The 14,974-nt window shown below is 41.2% G+C and carries 14 protein-coding genes; 4 read left to right on the top strand and 10 right to left on the bottom strand.

Going from position 1 to position 14,974, the window contains the following annotated elements; all coding sequences use genetic code 11:
• Positions 1–27: 27 nt before the first annotated feature.
• The 5 genes from cysS to mutL are packed head-to-tail and all read right to left on the bottom strand — an operon-like array spanning position 28 to position 6,098.
• Complete coding sequence (cysS, locus tag WKF66_RS04340) at positions 28–1,488, bottom strand: cysteine--tRNA ligase (protein ID WP_489673179.1); 1,461 nt, start codon at positions 1,486–1,488, stop codon at positions 28–30.
• A gap of 18 nt (positions 1,489–1,506) precedes the next feature.
• Entirely contained in the window at positions 1,507–2,622 is a 1,116-nt protein-coding gene (locus tag WKF66_RS04335) for an endonuclease/exonuclease/phosphatase family protein (RefSeq protein WP_489673178.1), read from the bottom strand.
• Complete coding sequence (locus WKF66_RS04330) at positions 2,622–3,506, bottom strand: rhomboid family intramembrane serine protease (protein WP_489673177.1); 885 nt, start codon at positions 3,504–3,506, stop codon at positions 2,622–2,624. Before WKF66_RS04330 ends, WKF66_RS04335 begins: the two co-directional genes overlap by 1 nt.
• A complete protein-coding gene (locus tag WKF66_RS04325; RefSeq protein WP_489673176.1) occupies positions 3,499–4,236 on the bottom strand; it encodes a rhomboid family intramembrane serine protease in 738 nt (245 codons plus the stop codon). The genes WKF66_RS04330 and WKF66_RS04325 overlap by 8 nt, the downstream gene beginning before the upstream one ends.
• A gap of 2 nt (positions 4,237–4,238) precedes the next feature.
• A complete protein-coding gene (gene mutL, locus WKF66_RS04320; protein ID WP_489673175.1) occupies positions 4,239–6,098 on the bottom strand; it encodes a DNA mismatch repair endonuclease MutL in 1,860 nt (619 codons plus the stop codon).
• 119 nt (positions 6,099–6,217) lie between these two features.
• On the opposite strand from mutL, the gene WKF66_RS04315 reads away from it, so the two are divergent.
• Entirely contained in the window at positions 6,218–8,017 is a 1,800-nt protein-coding gene (locus WKF66_RS04315) for a serine hydrolase domain-containing protein (RefSeq protein WP_489673174.1), read from the top strand.
• A gap of 408 nt (positions 8,018–8,425) precedes the next feature.
• Here WKF66_RS04315 and WKF66_RS04310 read toward each other — a convergent pair whose 3' ends face one another.
• Positions 8,426–9,388: an isopenicillin N synthase family dioxygenase gene (locus WKF66_RS04310; protein WP_489673173.1), complete on the bottom strand. Its 963-nt coding sequence runs from the start codon at positions 9,386–9,388 to the stop codon at positions 8,426–8,428.
• A gap of 242 nt (positions 9,389–9,630) precedes the next feature.
• On the opposite strand from WKF66_RS04310, the gene msrA reads away from it, so the two are divergent.
• Complete coding sequence (gene msrA, locus WKF66_RS04305) at positions 9,631–10,230, top strand: peptide-methionine (S)-S-oxide reductase MsrA (RefSeq protein ID WP_489673172.1); 600 nt, start codon at positions 9,631–9,633, stop codon at positions 10,228–10,230.
• 46 nt (positions 10,231–10,276) lie between these two features.
• Positions 10,277–10,534: a hypothetical protein gene (locus WKF66_RS04300; RefSeq protein ID WP_489673171.1), complete on the top strand. Its 258-nt coding sequence runs from the start codon at positions 10,277–10,279 to the stop codon at positions 10,532–10,534.
• Here the strand turns inward: WKF66_RS04300 and WKF66_RS04295 are convergent, their stop codons facing one another.
• Entirely contained in the window at positions 10,535–11,143 is a 609-nt protein-coding gene (locus WKF66_RS04295) for a DUF4142 domain-containing protein (protein ID WP_489673170.1), read from the bottom strand.
• 199 nt (positions 11,144–11,342) lie between these two features.
• Here WKF66_RS04295 and WKF66_RS04290 point away from each other — a divergent pair, with 199 nt between their 5' ends.
• On the top strand, positions 11,343–11,975 hold the full coding sequence (locus WKF66_RS04290) for an NAD(P)H-dependent oxidoreductase (protein ID WP_489673169.1): 633 nt from the start codon (positions 11,343–11,345) through the stop codon (positions 11,973–11,975).
• A 43-nt stretch (positions 11,976–12,018) separates the two neighbouring features.
• On the opposite strand, the gene WKF66_RS04285 is transcribed toward WKF66_RS04290, so the two are convergent.
• From WKF66_RS04285 to WKF66_RS04275, 3 genes are read right to left on the bottom strand one after another with little or no spacing between them, the layout of a single operon-like run.
• A complete protein-coding gene (locus WKF66_RS04285; RefSeq protein ID WP_489673168.1) occupies positions 12,019–12,915 on the bottom strand; it encodes a glycerophosphodiester phosphodiesterase family protein in 897 nt (298 codons plus the stop codon).
• 1 nt (position 12,916) lies between these two features.
• A complete protein-coding gene (locus WKF66_RS04280) occupies positions 12,917–14,185 on the bottom strand; it encodes an alkaline phosphatase family protein (RefSeq protein WP_489673167.1) in 1,269 nt (422 codons plus the stop codon).
• A gap of 6 nt (positions 14,186–14,191) precedes the next feature.
• Entirely contained in the window at positions 14,192–14,974 is a 783-nt protein-coding gene (locus tag WKF66_RS04275; protein ID WP_489673166.1) for a S1/P1 nuclease, read from the bottom strand.

Below are 14,974 nucleotides of genomic sequence, written 5' to 3'. Positions count from 1 at the left end.
AACAGACCTTATATAGGGTTATGATTGTTAGATTTTGTTCCAGGTAGTGCCTTCCTTGCTATCTTTAAGCAGGATGCCCATTGCGTGTAAGCCAACTCTGATTTTATCTGAGGTTGCATAGTCTTTGTTCTCTTTCGCTGATTTACGGATATCAATGACCAGATCGAGCACTGAATTGAGCTCAGTATTAGAACTGTCTTCATCTTTAAGACCGAAGATGTCGAATACAAAATCCTTCATCAACTTTTTCAGGTTTTCTAACTCTAAAGCAGAAATTTTTGCTTTACCATCGTGAACCGTATTAATGATCCGAACCGCCTCGAACAATTCAGCAATAACAACAGGACTATTAAAGTCGTCATTCATTGCTCCAAGACAATTGTCTGCAATTGGCTGAATCTCGAAATCGCTGGTTTCAGAAGGGTTCAATCTTTCAAGAAGATTAACTGCATTCATTAAACGTCTGAAGCCTTTCTCAGAAGCCTCCAGTGCGTCATTAGAAAAGTCCAGCGTGCTGCGGTAATGTGCCTGAAGCATGAAGAACTTTACGGTCATCGGACTATATCCTTTCGTTAACAAAGGATGATCTCCTGTAAAAAGTTCAGCAGGAAGAAATCCATTGCCTAAGGATTTGGACATCCTTGAGCCGTTGACAGTTAACATGTTGGTATGCATCCAATATTTGGCAGGTTGCTTATGACTGCAAGCCTCTGACTGCGCAATCTCGTTGGTATGGTGAGTTGCGGCCAGATCCATACCACCACCATGGATATCAAATTCATCGCCTAAATACTTCGCACTCATGGCAGAGCATTCGATGTGCCAGCCAGGAAAACCTACACCCCATGGTGATGGCCAGCGCATTATTGTTTCCGGCTTTGCCTTAATCCATAATGCAAAATCCAGTCTTCCACGCTTGTCATCCTGTCCACCAAGCTCACGTGTATTGGCGAGCATGTCTTCCAGATTTCTGTTGGTGAGTATGGTATAATTATATTCTTTACTATATTTTTCGACATCAAAATAAATGGTACCCTGAACCTCATAGGCATAACCATTATCGATGATCTCTTTAATCATCTCTATCTGCTCCATGATGTGACCGGTGGCGGTAGGTTCAATACTAGGAGGCAACGTATTAAAAATCCTTAAAACGTCATGAAAACCAAGGGTATACTTCTGTACAATTTCCATTGGCTCCAGTTGCTCCAGCTTTGCCCGCTTAGCAAATTTATCATCACCTTCATCACGATCTCCTTCCAGGTGTCCGGCATCAGTTATATTTCTGACGTACCTGACTTTAAACCCGCTGTATCTTAGGTATCTAAATATTAAATCGAATGAAATAAACGTACGGCAGTTACCCAAATGCACATCACTGTAAACGGTTGGCCCACAAACATACATACCAACGTTTGGAGAATGAAGGGGTTCGAAGGGTTCTTTTTTACGGCTGAGGGTATTGTATAGCTGTAAGCTTGTATTCATGCTGCAAATGTAAATATTTTAGGGCTTTAATTTAAGATCACTGCGAACAGGAAAATGGTCTGACAATTTGGCCCCTATTATATGGTGGTTAAGTATCTCTATATTTTTAGTTGCAGAGATGTAATCAATTTGGAAGTTTGGGAATTTACCATTGTATGTACGACCGAACCCTGTGCCTTCTTCTACAAAGCTGTTATTTAACGCAGAAGTAAGTTGGGTTACAGAATAGGATGCCGGGGTGTCATTAAAGTCCCCCGCTATGATAAATGGCAAATGACAATTATCCATATCCGCTCGCATGTAATCAACCTGATCACTTCGTTTTGTAAAAGCATATTTTAACATGGAAACGATACGTTTTGATGAAGAAATTTCTGCGTCCATCTTTTTCTTGATCTTATCCAGATAATTATAATCTTGTTTATCAAAACCAATAGATTGCAAATGCACGTTATACACGCGTATCACCTTGTTTTGCACTTTCACATCCGCCCATATGCAAGTATTTCCGTTATTGTTATCCTTGAAATCAACTTGTCCCCTGTTAACAATAGGATATCGTGAAAAAATAGCAAGACCATTTGCCTCATACTCATTTTGTGAGATTGGCACAAAGTAAACGTTCTTAATTTTTAAAGATTGCTTTAGACTATCTGTGATATTGTATGGACCTTTATAGCGCGTAAAAAACTCCTGAAAGCATATTACATCCGGGTGCTCATCCTCGATTAGATCAAGCATTTGTTCCTTAACAGTCTCTATCACTTCTTCCCCGTAAGGCCTAAAGTTATGGACGTTGTAAGTCATCATTCTAATAGCCTCTTTATCTGTTTTCGGGCCTAATCCCTGGTTACCAAAAAAGCCTATTGAGGCATTAAATGCTTGCCAACCAAATAGGATGACTAAAAAGGATAACAATGCCATGGACCATCTCTTTCTAATGATCCACCAGATGATCAGAGCGGCATTGAGCACTAGCAAATAAGGATAGGCAAGGCCGAAAAAAGGAATATATTTATTGTCTCGTGGGTCGATCCGACCTGCAAGGCAGCCCAGAACAAGAGAAATTACCAATATGATCGCAATAAAGCGCGCTAACTTATCAAAGAAAGTAAGTTCGGACTTCTTTTTCATTAATGATTACTTGCTTTAAATAACGTCTCTTTCTCCTCTTTGCTTAGCTTATCATAACCGGTCTTAGAAATCTTATCCAGAATCGCGTCAATTTCCCTTTGATCAATATACCCTTCATTCTTACGTGCCGCCGATCGATTTGCATCGTCATGACGGGCAGGCCTGTCATCTTTCTTCACTACTCTGAGTTTGGGCTTCTTTTTAAAGATAGTGCTCCAGTCATTGCCGTTTTGAAGCATTCTGATATAAGTGAATCCAAAAAGAGCTCCACCAAGGTGAGCAAAGCTACCGCCGGCGTTAGCAGAGCTACTTCCGATAAGATCCAATACCACATAAGCTACTGCAAGGTACTTCAACTTGACTTCGCCAAACAGTAGCAAGCTGATAGAAAAGTTAGGAACCAAGGTAGCTGTCGCCACCACAATAGCCATAACCGCAGCCGAAGAACCGATTATTGTGGCTCCAGGGATGTTTCTGAATACAGGGAAAATATTGAAGGCAAGTGCAAAGACAATTGCGCCCAGAACGCCTCCAAAAAGGTAAACGAAATGAAACTGTCTGGGTTTTAGAAAATCCAGAAAGATCCTTCCCAACCAATACAGCCAAAGCATATTAAACAGCACATGAAAAAAACCGTCATGAAAGAACTGGTAAGTAAGAATGGTATAAAACTTCCATGGTTGCGAAAAGATATCTGCCGGGAAGGCAAAGTAATTCCTGATAAAATCATCATAGATCAAGCCCCCGTTTCCTGAAAGAAAAAACGGCACGTTGATCAGCGCGACGACAATAAATATCAGCGTATTGATTCCTATGTATAAGAAAGAAGGGTCGCCGGATTTAAATACCTTAACCTTTAAATCACTGAAAATATTATTATTCATAGTAGTTATAGAATCTGTTGTTGTCCTTATCCTTCCAAAGCTTAACCAATATAAATCCTAGCAACGCTCCACCAAGATGCGCATAATGTGCAACCGAATCCCCTGGTACCTGCGCCACCCCTAAAGATAATTCGAAAATAATATAAATAGGTATAATGTATTTAGCTTTTACAGGTACTGGGATGAACATAATGTACAGTTCTGAATTTGGATAAAGCATTCCAAATGCAACCAGTAGTCCAAAAATTGCTCCTGAAGCACCAACCATGGGGAAACCGTAGATGCCTATTAAAGTATCTCTTTGTTCCTGAGTGATATTTGGTATGTTAACAGTTGCAATCTGTTGAACAAGGTCAACATTTATAGGATTGTTCATCGCATGGCCGGTAATCTGGTAGACTTCGTAAGCCTGAACCCCCATCTGTAGCGCCACGGCACCAAGACCAGTGATCAGATAAAAGTTAATGAACCTTTTTGTTCCCCACCTATTTTCTATAACGCCGCCGAAAGTAAATAACGCGAACATGTTAAATAAGATGTGCATGATATCTCCATGCATAAACATGTAAGTGATCAGTTGCCAAACTTTGAAATACTGTGAATCGATATAAAAAGCTCCTAATAAATAGGGCAGATTAAATGCGGTTAAAATGTATTTGGCTGCAAAGAAGATCACATTAATGATCAGCAAATTCTTTACTACCGGTGGTATCTGTATATTATTAAACATAGTTATCTCTCAAATTTCTTATCCAGTTCCAATAATCCAATGGTTTGGATAACAGGCCTTCCACTGATGCTAAAGTTAGGTGTTTTGCAAGCAAAAAGTTGCTCTATTAAGGTGTTCATTTCCTCCTGACCTAAAACCGTACCACTCTTAATGGCACTGTTTCTGGCCATACTTTTTGCCAACGCATCCCGCTTATCCAATTTCAAATCCTGCTGGGAATTCTTAAATCCTTCAATCAAATGCTCGAACAGTTGCGTTTCATTAATGTTTGCACTGCCAAGATCAACAGGTATCCCCTCTATAACTAACGTATTTTTCCCGAATTCGCGCACCTCAAAACCAAGACTCTTGATGTCTTCCAGTAAACTTTTGGCCAGTTCATAATCATTAGGGCTCAATGTTACCGTTTGAGGGAAAAGACTTTGTTGAGATGCTCCTTTTCTATCTTCCAGATGTAGGATAAATCTTTCGTATAATACGCGCTCATGAGCAGCTTGCTGATCAATCAACATCAGTCCGGATTTGATCTGTGAAATGATATAGCGCCCATGCAATTGCATCAACTGCTTTTGGGCTGGAATAAATTGTTCATGCTGCTCATCCTGATGCAAATTCAAGATGTGCTGCTCGGGAGTCTGCTCCTTCGCAATCTCATACAAAGTGCCCCAGTTCGTGGTGCTTGGTGACATCCCGCCACCACCGTAGTGTTTACTAAAGCTGGCGTAAGCATTTTCCCTTATTGGCTTTTCAGCAGTAAAGGGGTTAAAATCCGGGTTAAAATTAATGCTCGGTGGAACAATTTCTTCTGGAGCCTTAGGAGTGATCATCGCACTGAAACCGGTTTCCTGATCGAAGTCTATGGTCGGACTGATATTAAATCGTCCCAGCGAACGTTTGACAGCCGAATGTAGAATCGCATATATGGACTTCTCCTCTAAATATTTTATTTCTGTCTTTGTAGGGTGTACGTTGACATCAATTTTCGCAGGATCGATGTCTATAAACAGCACATACAAGGGGAAGTTGTCATCAGGTAGCAGCTCTTCATAGGCCCGGTTAACTGCATGGTTCAGGTACGGATCCTTAATGAAACGGTTATTTACAAAAAAGAATTGCTCTCCTCTGGTCCGCTTAGCGAATTCGGGCTTTCCAATAAAGCCTTTCAAATTGATGATGCTGGTTTCCTCCTCAACGGGAATTAACCGCTCATTGTAATTGTGACCAAATAGGTGTACTATACGCTGCTTTAAAGGTGAAATTGGCAATCTATAGATCTCTACCCCATCATGGTGCAGGCTAAAGGCCACTCCAGGATGTGCCATTGATACGCGTTGAAATTCATCAATGATATGACGCATCTCTGCAGGGTTACTTTTCAAGAAGTTTCTGCGTGCCGGAGTATTATAAAAGAGGTTTTTGATGCAAATACTAGTGCCTTGAGGGGTTGCTACAGGCTCCTGTTTGATGAATACAGAACCCTCAATCTCTATCAAAGTACCCAATTCTTCGTCATGCCGACGAGTCTTCATATCCACCTGGGCAATTGCCGCAATGGAAGCCATTGCTTCTCCGCGGAAGCCCATTGTGCGAATCGCAAACAGATCTTCTGCCTTTCTCACTTTGGAAGTTGCATGGCGTTCGAAACACATACGCGCGTCCGTAACACTCATCCCGCAACCATTATCGATAACTTGTATCAATGCCTTGCCCGCATCTTTGACATTCAATTGTATTTTGGTCGCCCCTGCGTCAATGGCATTTTCCAGAAGTTCTTTTACAGCCGATGCCGGTCGCTGAACAACCTCTCCGGCTGCAATTTGATTAGCGACACTATCGGGTAAAAGATGTATAATATCTGACATGTATAATCTTTGGTAAAAGCTGCTAATTTACGCAAAATAAGGTGCATCTCCCGCCATCCTTTTGACATAATTGGATAACCGGAACCGGCAATTGGCATGCTTTTTATATATTTAGAGCCATGAACAAAATCGTTATCGGCCTCCTTGCTTTATGCTCATTTACTGCCTGTGCACAGCAACATAAAGAAAACTCGGAGATTTTAGCCAACATAAATGCTATATCATCCAACCTCGTATTACTTAACAATCATGAAAATATCCTTCCTGTTAAACAAATAGAAAAATTAAATATTGCATCTGTAAGTTTAAACTTTGCCTATGCAACACCATTCGATAGTTTACTTAATAAATACACCAAGGTAAGTTCGTTTAACTCCAATAATTACCTGAGCTCAACCACGTTGAACGACCTGGAAGATGATTTAAAATACTTCAATACAGTCATTGTCGCCTTACCAACCTCGGCAAGTAATGACGCCAGAAACATCAATTTCTTGGCCAGTCTTTCAAAGAACAAACAAGTTATCATTGCCTTATTTGGCGATGGTCGCGGCCTTGCGTCGTTTGACGCCGTAAAAGCGCCTATTATTTGGACAGACCAAAACAACGCAATGTCTGCCGAGCTGATTCCACAGGCAATCTTTGGCGGCATCGGAATGACTAAACGGCTAGCTACAGCCTTCTCTCCAAAGTATACTGCGGGATCCGGCTTTACCACTATAGCTACAAGGTTAAAATACACCTTACCAGAAGATGCGAATGTAAACTCAGACGATCTTGCAGGAATCGACGCTATTGCAAATGAAGCAATTAATGCTAGAGCCACACCTGGAGCAGTAGTCCTTGTAGTGAAAGACGGCAAAGTGATCTTTAGCAAAGGTTACGGACACCACACCTATGATAGTCCTCTTCAAGATAAGGTTACAGATATTTTTGATCTTGCCTCATTAACCAAGACAACAGCAACCACACCGACAGTAATGCGTCTTTTTGAAGAAGGAAAGCTTAATCTCGACACTAATATTGGGGCCTACATACCAAAAGCGCGTGAACTTCCGATGAATTCCATCTTTGTTCGCGAGGTCATGTTGCACCAGGCAGGATTCATCCCCTACATCCCATTTCACAGCGCGTTAAAAACAACCGACTATAGCAGAGATTCTAGTGCAGCTTTTCCAACAAAAGTTGCAGACAACTATTATGTTCGTAAAAACTACTTTAAAGAGGTGATGTGGCCAAAGATGCTTACCTCGCCAATACGAACCAGAGGTAAGTATGTATATAGTGATATCAGTATGTATGTGATGAAGGATATTGTAGAGCGCTTAAGTGGGGTTCCTCTTAACCAGTATGTCGTAGATAACTTCTACAAACCACTCGGAATGCAAACAGCTGGCTTCTTACCAAGAAACAGATTTACCAGAGAGCAGATCATCCCAACTGAACAGGACACGTATTTTAGAAAAACGCTGTTGGAAGGATACGTACATGATCAAGGTGCCGCCTTGGTTGGAGGAGTTTCTGGTCATGCAGGGCTGTTCTCCAGCGCGAATGACCTGGCAATCATTTACCAAATGCTATTAAATAAAGGCACCTACGGCGGAACGCAGTATTTTAAGTCGACTACAGTAGATATGTTTACTCAAAAGCAGTCGCCCGTTAGCAGAAGAGGCTTGGGCTTTGATCGATTTGATCCTGATTTGAGTAAGAAATATCCATCTGAGCTGGCATCATCACAAACCTTTGGCCACACTGGGTATACCGGCACCTGTGTCTGGGTAGATCCCTCAAGAGGATTGGTTTACGTTTTCTTGTCAAATAGAGTGAATCCGAGTGTTTCAGATAAGTTAGGGAATATGAGGATTCGGGGGCGCATCGAAGATGTTATCAATAGGGCCATAGACAAGGGTACTAAATAAAATAAGGTATTCTAGTTCGAAGCCTGCATTAAGTTTCGCTGAAGAAGCGAAAATGAACGCTAGGTCTTCTCATAGAAACCAGATTTTATTTCGATGTTGTCATTCAAGGTCACCTGGAAGGGAATGTGAGGAATTAGCGAATTAAAAATAAACGGATACCTTCAATAGAACCGTAATAAATTGATCCCTTCCTACCAATCGAACCCTAATAAACGGATACCTTCCCTACGAATCGAACCCTAATAAACTTAACCCCTTCCCTACCAATCGAACCGAAATAAACTTAACCCCTTCCCTACCAATCGACCCCACTGTAATCGACTAAAGAAAAATTCAGCTGCTTCGACCGGGCATAGCGTTCATTTTCGCTTCTTCAGCGAAACTTAATGCAGCCCGTGAGAAGTCGGCTTAATTTTTCAAGCCGATCTCTCTCAACCGCTCTTCAAGATACTCCCCTGCCGTCATATCCGTATAAACTTTTGGATGCTCCTCATCAATACAAGATTCTAAACTGGTCAAGTCCATATTTGAGCGTGGGTGTAGGAAAAACGGAACAGAATACCTTGAAGTTTTCATCAGTTCGCGAGGCGGATTGACAACACGGTGTGTGGTAGATCTTAATTTATTATTTGTAAGTCTTTGAAGCATGTCGCCAACGTTCACAACGATATCAGTGTGTTGTGCTTTAATAGGAAGCCACTCTCCGCTACGGGTTAACACTTCCAGTCCATCAGCGCTCGCACCGATCAATAAAGTGATTAAATTAATGTCTTCATGAGCACCGGCACGCACCGCATCATCAGATAGTGCTTCCGGGTGCTCAATTGGGAAGTAATGAATACCTCTTAATATGGAATTGCCATTGTGAACATGCTGATCAAAATAGTCAACCGGCAAGTTAAGATAGGTAGCAATCGCACGAAGCAAGTGTTTTCCATTACTTTCCAGGCGTTGATAGATCTCTCTGGTGACCTCATTAAATTCAGGAATCTCTACCAGAAACTCATTTTCAGGATAATCAAATTTAATAGGATCGTTGTCAAGCACTTCCTGACCAATTTGCCAGAATTCTTTCAAGTCAGCTGTTTTAGCACCCTTCGCAGTTTCTTTACCGGCACTTGTATAACCCCGCTGACCTGCAAGTTCAATCTTTTCATACTGTTGCTTCTGATCAGTTGGGAGACTGAAAGCTGCCTGGATCTTTTCATAAAGCTTATCGATCAGCTCCTGACTAACTCCGTGGTTGGTAATGGTTACAAAGCCGGAGTCGTTGAATGCGCGGCCAAGCTCGTCCGAGAACTTTTTACGCTGCGCATCGTCTCCATCGATATACGAATTAAGGTCTAAACTTGGAATATAAGGTGCTGACATATCAATCAATTTATAGTGATAACACTAATTTAGAAACTATTGTTAATAAAATGGAATGCGCTCACCGTGCAGGATGCAATACCTTGAAATTAACTAGGATAAGTTTTACACAATTAGCCTCCGGAGCTGTCTTGCACATATCAGTTGATTGTAATTTAAGACCTGCGTTGACCAAACCTGAATCTATTTGGCGGGAGCTTACGTAATTTTACATAACAAATGATTCCTTAAAATACATGAGCATGAAAAAGTTATTAGCAATTATAGTGATCCTCTTGTCCGTAGGCAGCGTTAACGCCCAGAAGCAGAAATTAGAGAAGGCGACTTTTGGTAACGGTTGTTTCTGGTGTTCAGAAGCAGTGTTCCAACGCTTAAAAGGCGTAACAATGGTAAGGTCGGGCTATGAAGGTGGTGATGTCGTTAATCCATCATATGACGATGTATGCACTGGCACTACTGGCCACGCAGAAGTGATTGAGTTGACGTACGATCCTGCGAAAATCAGTTACGAAGAACTATTGGAGGTGTTTTGGAAAACCCATGATCCAACAACCTTAAACCGCCAGGGTGCAGATGTGGGTCCTCAATATCGTTCGGTGGTCTTCTATCATAATGATGCGCAAAAAGCACTGGCCGAGAAGTATAAAAAAGAGTTCAATACTAAGAATGCTTTTGGCAAACCTGTTGTCACTGCAATCAACAAAGCTGCTCCTTTCTACGTAGCAGAAAATTACCATCAGGATTATTATAATAAGAATGGTAGTCAGCCATATTGCCGTGCAGTCATTCTTCCTAAAATGGAGAAACTAGAGAAAATATTTAAAGACAAGTTGAAAAACTAGGCTGGTTGACAAATAAGGGTTTTCAAATACCTTAACTTTACAGTTAATGGAAAATGAAAACCCTTATCGATTGTTTAATGCGCAGATCTTAAGCGATTGGAAGCAGAATGGTATCACATATATCAAGCTAACTGAACTGGATAGCGACCTTAGTGTTAAATTCTTTGAACTTATTCCCAATTCAGAAATCCCTGATTCGGGCGATACGATATACCACATCGACTCCGAAGATATTGAAGACCTTTTAGAACCGAGTTCAAAAGTTAAGTTCCTGGTACATCAAATTTATCTCGAAGAAGATTAATTATTTCAGGCTCGCTGCCAGTTCAGTAGCCAATCTGTGGTGTGTTTGTAAAATAGGAAGCGTCTTTGTTGCATAGTCTTTTAAAGGGTCGTCTCTTAATGACTTGGCGGTTTCAAAAAGTGTGATGGTTTTTACATGGTCGTTAACCATCATACTCGCATAATGATCATCGAATGCTTTACCTTTAAGCTTCATCATCTCCGCCATGTGGGATTTTACATCTGCAGGATATTCAGTCGGCAACAATATCCCTGCACTTTGACCTATTTTCATGAGATCACTTTTGGCAAGTGTATGATCAGCAACCATCTTTGCAGCAAATTCCTTAACCTTATTATTCTCAGAATTTTGCATTGCATATTTACCGAGCTCAATCTCCATTGATGAACCTAATGCCGCGGCCTTGATAAATGCTGCTGAGTCATCATTTACGTTCGCTTCACTGGTCTCATTTTTAGGATCGGCAGGGGTTGCCGACCTGGCAGAGTCAGCACGCTCGCTTAACGTAGATGAATCTTTAAACTCACTACCAGTTTGATCTGAGCCCTGACAAGCAGCAAGGGAGCCGCATATAAGAATGGAAAAATAAAATGACTTAGTGGTTTTCATAATTACAGGTTTTTATTTAAACGTTTATTACAATAACCACTAAATCATAAGATAGTTTTTTAGGGAGCCAAATCCAGATTTATCAGTGCTTATCATAAAATGGTCATAAGCACTCCGGATATCTCAGACAAGCAATAACGTGTGTACTTTTGCTAACACCGTTATATTAATTAATTTAAATAGATAAAACCAATAACCGATGAGTATTAAAGAAGCCCTTAACTGGCGATATGCAACAAAGAAAATGAATGGTGAGATCGTACCACAAGAGAAGGTTGACCAAATTGTAGCCGCGGCACATTTGGCTCCAACATCTTCTGGCTTACAGCCTTATAAGGTAATCGTAGTATCAAATCCAGAATGGAAAGAGAAAATTAAAGCAGTGGCTTATGGACAGTCACAAATTACCGATTGTTCGCACCTGCTAATTTTCGCTGCATGGGATAGTTACAGCGAAGAGAGAGTGAGGGCTGTATATGCTCATACTAATAGGGAGCGCGGCCTGCCGGATGCTGCAAATGCTGATTTTGTAAATTCAATGGTGGCAAACTTTACTGCAAAAACGCCGGAAGAGAGTTATACACACGCAGCTAAACAAGCTTACATCGGGTTTGGTGTTGCCATTACTGAAGCCGCAATGCTTAAAGTTGACGCCACTCCGATGGAAGGATTTGATGCTGTTCAATTAGATGAACTATTAAATCTTAAATCACTTGGTTTAAGAAGCACAACAATCTTGCCTTTAGGATACAGAGATGAAGCGAATGACTGGTTACTAAAGTTGAAGAAAGTACGCACCCCTCTTGAGGATTTTGTAATTGAGTATAAATAATATTTAATGTTATGGTCTAATCGCAATTAGACCATAACATTGTTTAGTTTTTTAGTTTAAGCCCAGCTTCGTTAGCGTATTTAGCTAATTCCATGGCACTTTCTGCACCCCTGTCGCTTGATAGTATATCTGCGCCTCCTTTTATCAAATCACTGTAGACCTGTTCTCCACGTGCTTTAGCGCTTTTGTCAAGGTTACCCATTGTACCTAAAATACACCAGATTCCTTTACTATGAAGGAGCTCATAAACCTCCTTATCAGGAGCTGTCGTTCCCACAAAAGCTACCAATCTGTCATTAGGCACACCTAACTGATTGATCCGCTCTAAATCTGCTGCGCTACGAATAGATGCAGAAATCATCAGATCGGGTGCAAGTTTGTGTACTTCTGCTGCCTGATTCGCGTTGTAGGTAATCATAATACTATATGCTTCAGCATGGTTGCGCCTAACCGCTTCTACCATCTTAGCATACGGCACACCTCTTTTTACGTCCAGGGTAAAAATCACTTTACCTTTTCCCCATGCTAAGACCTCGTCAAGACTAGGAATCCTGAAAGTTGTTAAAGTTCCACTACCATCTTTCAGATAAAGCGCTTTCAATTCCGCAAATGTCTTCTCGCCAATAGAACCAGTACCATTTGACGTACGATCCAAACGATCATCATGCATCATTACCAACGCAGAATCCTTTGTTAGAGAAGCATCACACTCTATTATACTTGGATGTAATTTGTAGCTGTTTTCAAATGTCTCAATTGCGTTTTCAGGAAAGCCTGCAGTTACACCGCCACGGTGACAACTTACCAGTGGATACCTGTCTGGTGTCCACTTCATAAATTGCTGCAATCCTGCAACGTTTTTGAACTTTATAGGGGAGGGTTGTGCAGAGACGAAGTTTACGCCAAACGTTGCGGCAATAAAAAAGATTATTAGTTTCATGTTATTTCTTTAATACTGATTTCAAAATGGAAGTCTTACCATCAATCTTTTCAGTGTTTTTTAGACCAAGGATAGTTGAAATTAATGGGTATACGTTAACGTTTTCAAATGAAGGAATGTTAACGCCACTTTTGAAGGCTGGTCCCCAGGCAATAAAAGTTGCATGCATATCTTTAACAGCTGAAGGATCAAAACCATGATGACCAATGCCTGGCTTACGGTTAGAGAATACACGAGGCCAGATTGGCAATAGCAAAATGTCTCCAACGCGGTTCATTCGATCATCTTTTGCATTATAGTGCAAGTGTGATGGCATATCTGCCTTCAGATAGGCTACATAGCCGTCTTCAGAAGCTTTCAACTGATTATACAAAGGGATAATATCAACCTTATTCTTGGCATGGATATCCATCATCGTACCTGAGGAAGCGATCAAATACTTTGCGGTATCAATTGCCGCTGGTGTACGTATTGGATTTTCACGGTCTACCGCCGTCATGCCATGATCAGACACAAAGATGAAATTTACCGGCAATCCAGTAGTTTTAACTGCTTCTGTGAGGTCATAGACCATCGAATCTACCATTTTGACTGCCTGCTCGGTCTGAAGCGCCTCCGGACCGAAGCTATGCCCTGCATGATCTGGTTCTGAAACGTAAAAAGTAATAAGGTGCGGCCTCTTCTCTTCCGGTAGATTTAACCAGGCTTTAACCTCATTTATCCGCTTTGCCACACTTATCTTTTCTGTATAATCATATTGGTAAGTCGGTTGGGTGCCTTTTATGATCGCTTCAGACCCTACCCAAAACATGCTTGCAGCAAGCATTTGCTGCTGTTCGGCCAACACCCAAAGTGGTGTTCCTCCATACCATTTACCATCCCTCACTTTGGCCTTAGCGCCCATCGAGTAGCGTTCATTTTCTTTTTTATCATAAAATGAATTGTTCACTAAACCATGATGCGAAGGATATAAACCCGTTACAATGCTATAATGATTAGGAAATGTAACGGAAGGAAAACTGGGAATCATGGATGCTGCCGATACTCCTCCATTTCCAAGTTCAAGCAAATGGTTTGCACCGTATTTCTTTGCATAATCCCAGCGGAAACCGTCTGCAGAAATTAGTATGACGTAAGGCTTCTTTTGTTGTTGGATCGAATTAGCTCGTCCTTCAACAACATGCTGGACCGTATCTGTCTGTGCATTGCCACATAAGGCAACTAACATTAAAAAGGTCAGCGATAGAATCTGAATTGTATTTCTTCTCATTAATTATTATTTGTAGATGTTGTTAAGAACATAAGCAAGACGGATACCTGCCTGTCCAATTCTTTTCTTCATTAAGTCTGCATGCTGTGGATAATAATCATAGTCGAAATCAGACTTTTTTGCCGCTTCTGCATACAGTTGCGCCGTCATCTGATAGGATTCATAAGTCCATTTTATGACGTCTTCATTCTGCCACTCTTTCACTTCCTTCTTCTGCAGATCGCCACAAACAGCAGCAAGTTCTTTATAGCTTAATCCTGCATAGTCGATCAAACCGCTATCCCATAAGCCATGTAAATTGGTTTCTTTGCGCATCAGTTTAACTTTTATTGCATTACCGCCAGAGTCTTCAGCGTGTCCGGTATGCATTGGCTGATGAATATCACCAATCAGGTGTACTAGAAATTTCATTGCAAAAACCTTTTCTGCTTTGCTCTTCGAACTGCTTTTCAGATCTGCTATACAGTTTAAAATTGCCTTATAGATGTTCGGCTTATCTAGGGCAACTAACTGCTTGCTGAATTCTTCATAACTTAAGCCCTCTGGCATGTTTACATAGTGCCATGGCGCCGTGTAAGAAAACTGACTATAAGACCTGATCTCATCCGGGTAGGTACTCACCATGGCAAGACTTTCCGTTCCTAAGATCTCCTTGACGGAGGCATTCGCTTTTGAGCTTAAGCGATTGGCGGCGATCTCACCTATTGCCCGGTGGCCCACCACTCCCCAGGATATAAATAAAGTACTAAAGCTGGTCAGCATAAGCACCAGCATGATTTTTTTAAGCAT

Origin of the sequence: Pedobacter sp. (genome assembly GCF_037719805.1) — a bacterium.
Taxonomy (GTDB): Bacteria; Bacteroidota; Bacteroidia; order Sphingobacteriales; family Sphingobacteriaceae; genus Pedobacter.
This window is presented reverse-complemented; position numbering and strand designations above follow the sequence as displayed.

Coding starts and splice junctions, on each gene's coding strand:
- cysS (WP_489673179.1), bottom strand. CDS start 1,488: ATGAATACAAGCTTACAGCTATACAATACCCTCAGCCGTAAAAAAGAA.
- WKF66_RS04335 (WP_489673178.1), bottom strand. CDS start 2,622: ATGAAAAAGAAGTCCGAACTTACTTTCTTTGATAAGTTAGCGCGCTTT.
- WKF66_RS04330 (WP_489673177.1), bottom strand. CDS start 3,506: ATGAATAATAATATTTTCAGTGATTTAAAGGTTAAGGTATTTAAATCC.
- WKF66_RS04325 (WP_489673176.1), bottom strand. CDS start 4,236: ATGTTTAATAATATACAGATACCACCGGTAGTAAAGAATTTGCTGATC.
- mutL (WP_489673175.1), bottom strand. CDS start 6,098: ATGTCAGATATTATACATCTTTTACCCGATAGTGTCGCTAATCAAATT.
- WKF66_RS04315 (WP_489673174.1), top strand. CDS start 6,218: ATGAACAAAATCGTTATCGGCCTCCTTGCTTTATGCTCATTTACTGCC.
- WKF66_RS04310 (WP_489673173.1), bottom strand. CDS start 9,388: ATGTCAGCACCTTATATTCCAAGTTTAGACCTTAATTCGTATATCGAT.
- msrA (WP_489673172.1), top strand. CDS start 9,631: ATGAAAAAGTTATTAGCAATTATAGTGATCCTCTTGTCCGTAGGCAGC.
- WKF66_RS04300 (WP_489673171.1), top strand. CDS start 10,277: ATGGAAAATGAAAACCCTTATCGATTGTTTAATGCGCAGATCTTAAGC.
- WKF66_RS04295 (WP_489673170.1), bottom strand. CDS start 11,143: ATGAAAACCACTAAGTCATTTTATTTTTCCATTCTTATATGCGGCTCC.
- WKF66_RS04290 (WP_489673169.1), top strand. CDS start 11,343: ATGAGTATTAAAGAAGCCCTTAACTGGCGATATGCAACAAAGAAAATG.
- WKF66_RS04285 (WP_489673168.1), bottom strand. CDS start 12,915: ATGAAACTAATAATCTTTTTTATTGCCGCAACGTTTGGCGTAAACTTC.
- WKF66_RS04280 (WP_489673167.1), bottom strand. CDS start 14,185: ATGAGAAGAAATACAATTCAGATTCTATCGCTGACCTTTTTAATGTTA.
- WKF66_RS04275 (WP_489673166.1), bottom strand. CDS start 14,974: ATGCTTAAAAAAATCATGCTGGTGCTTATGCTGACCAGCTTTAGTACT.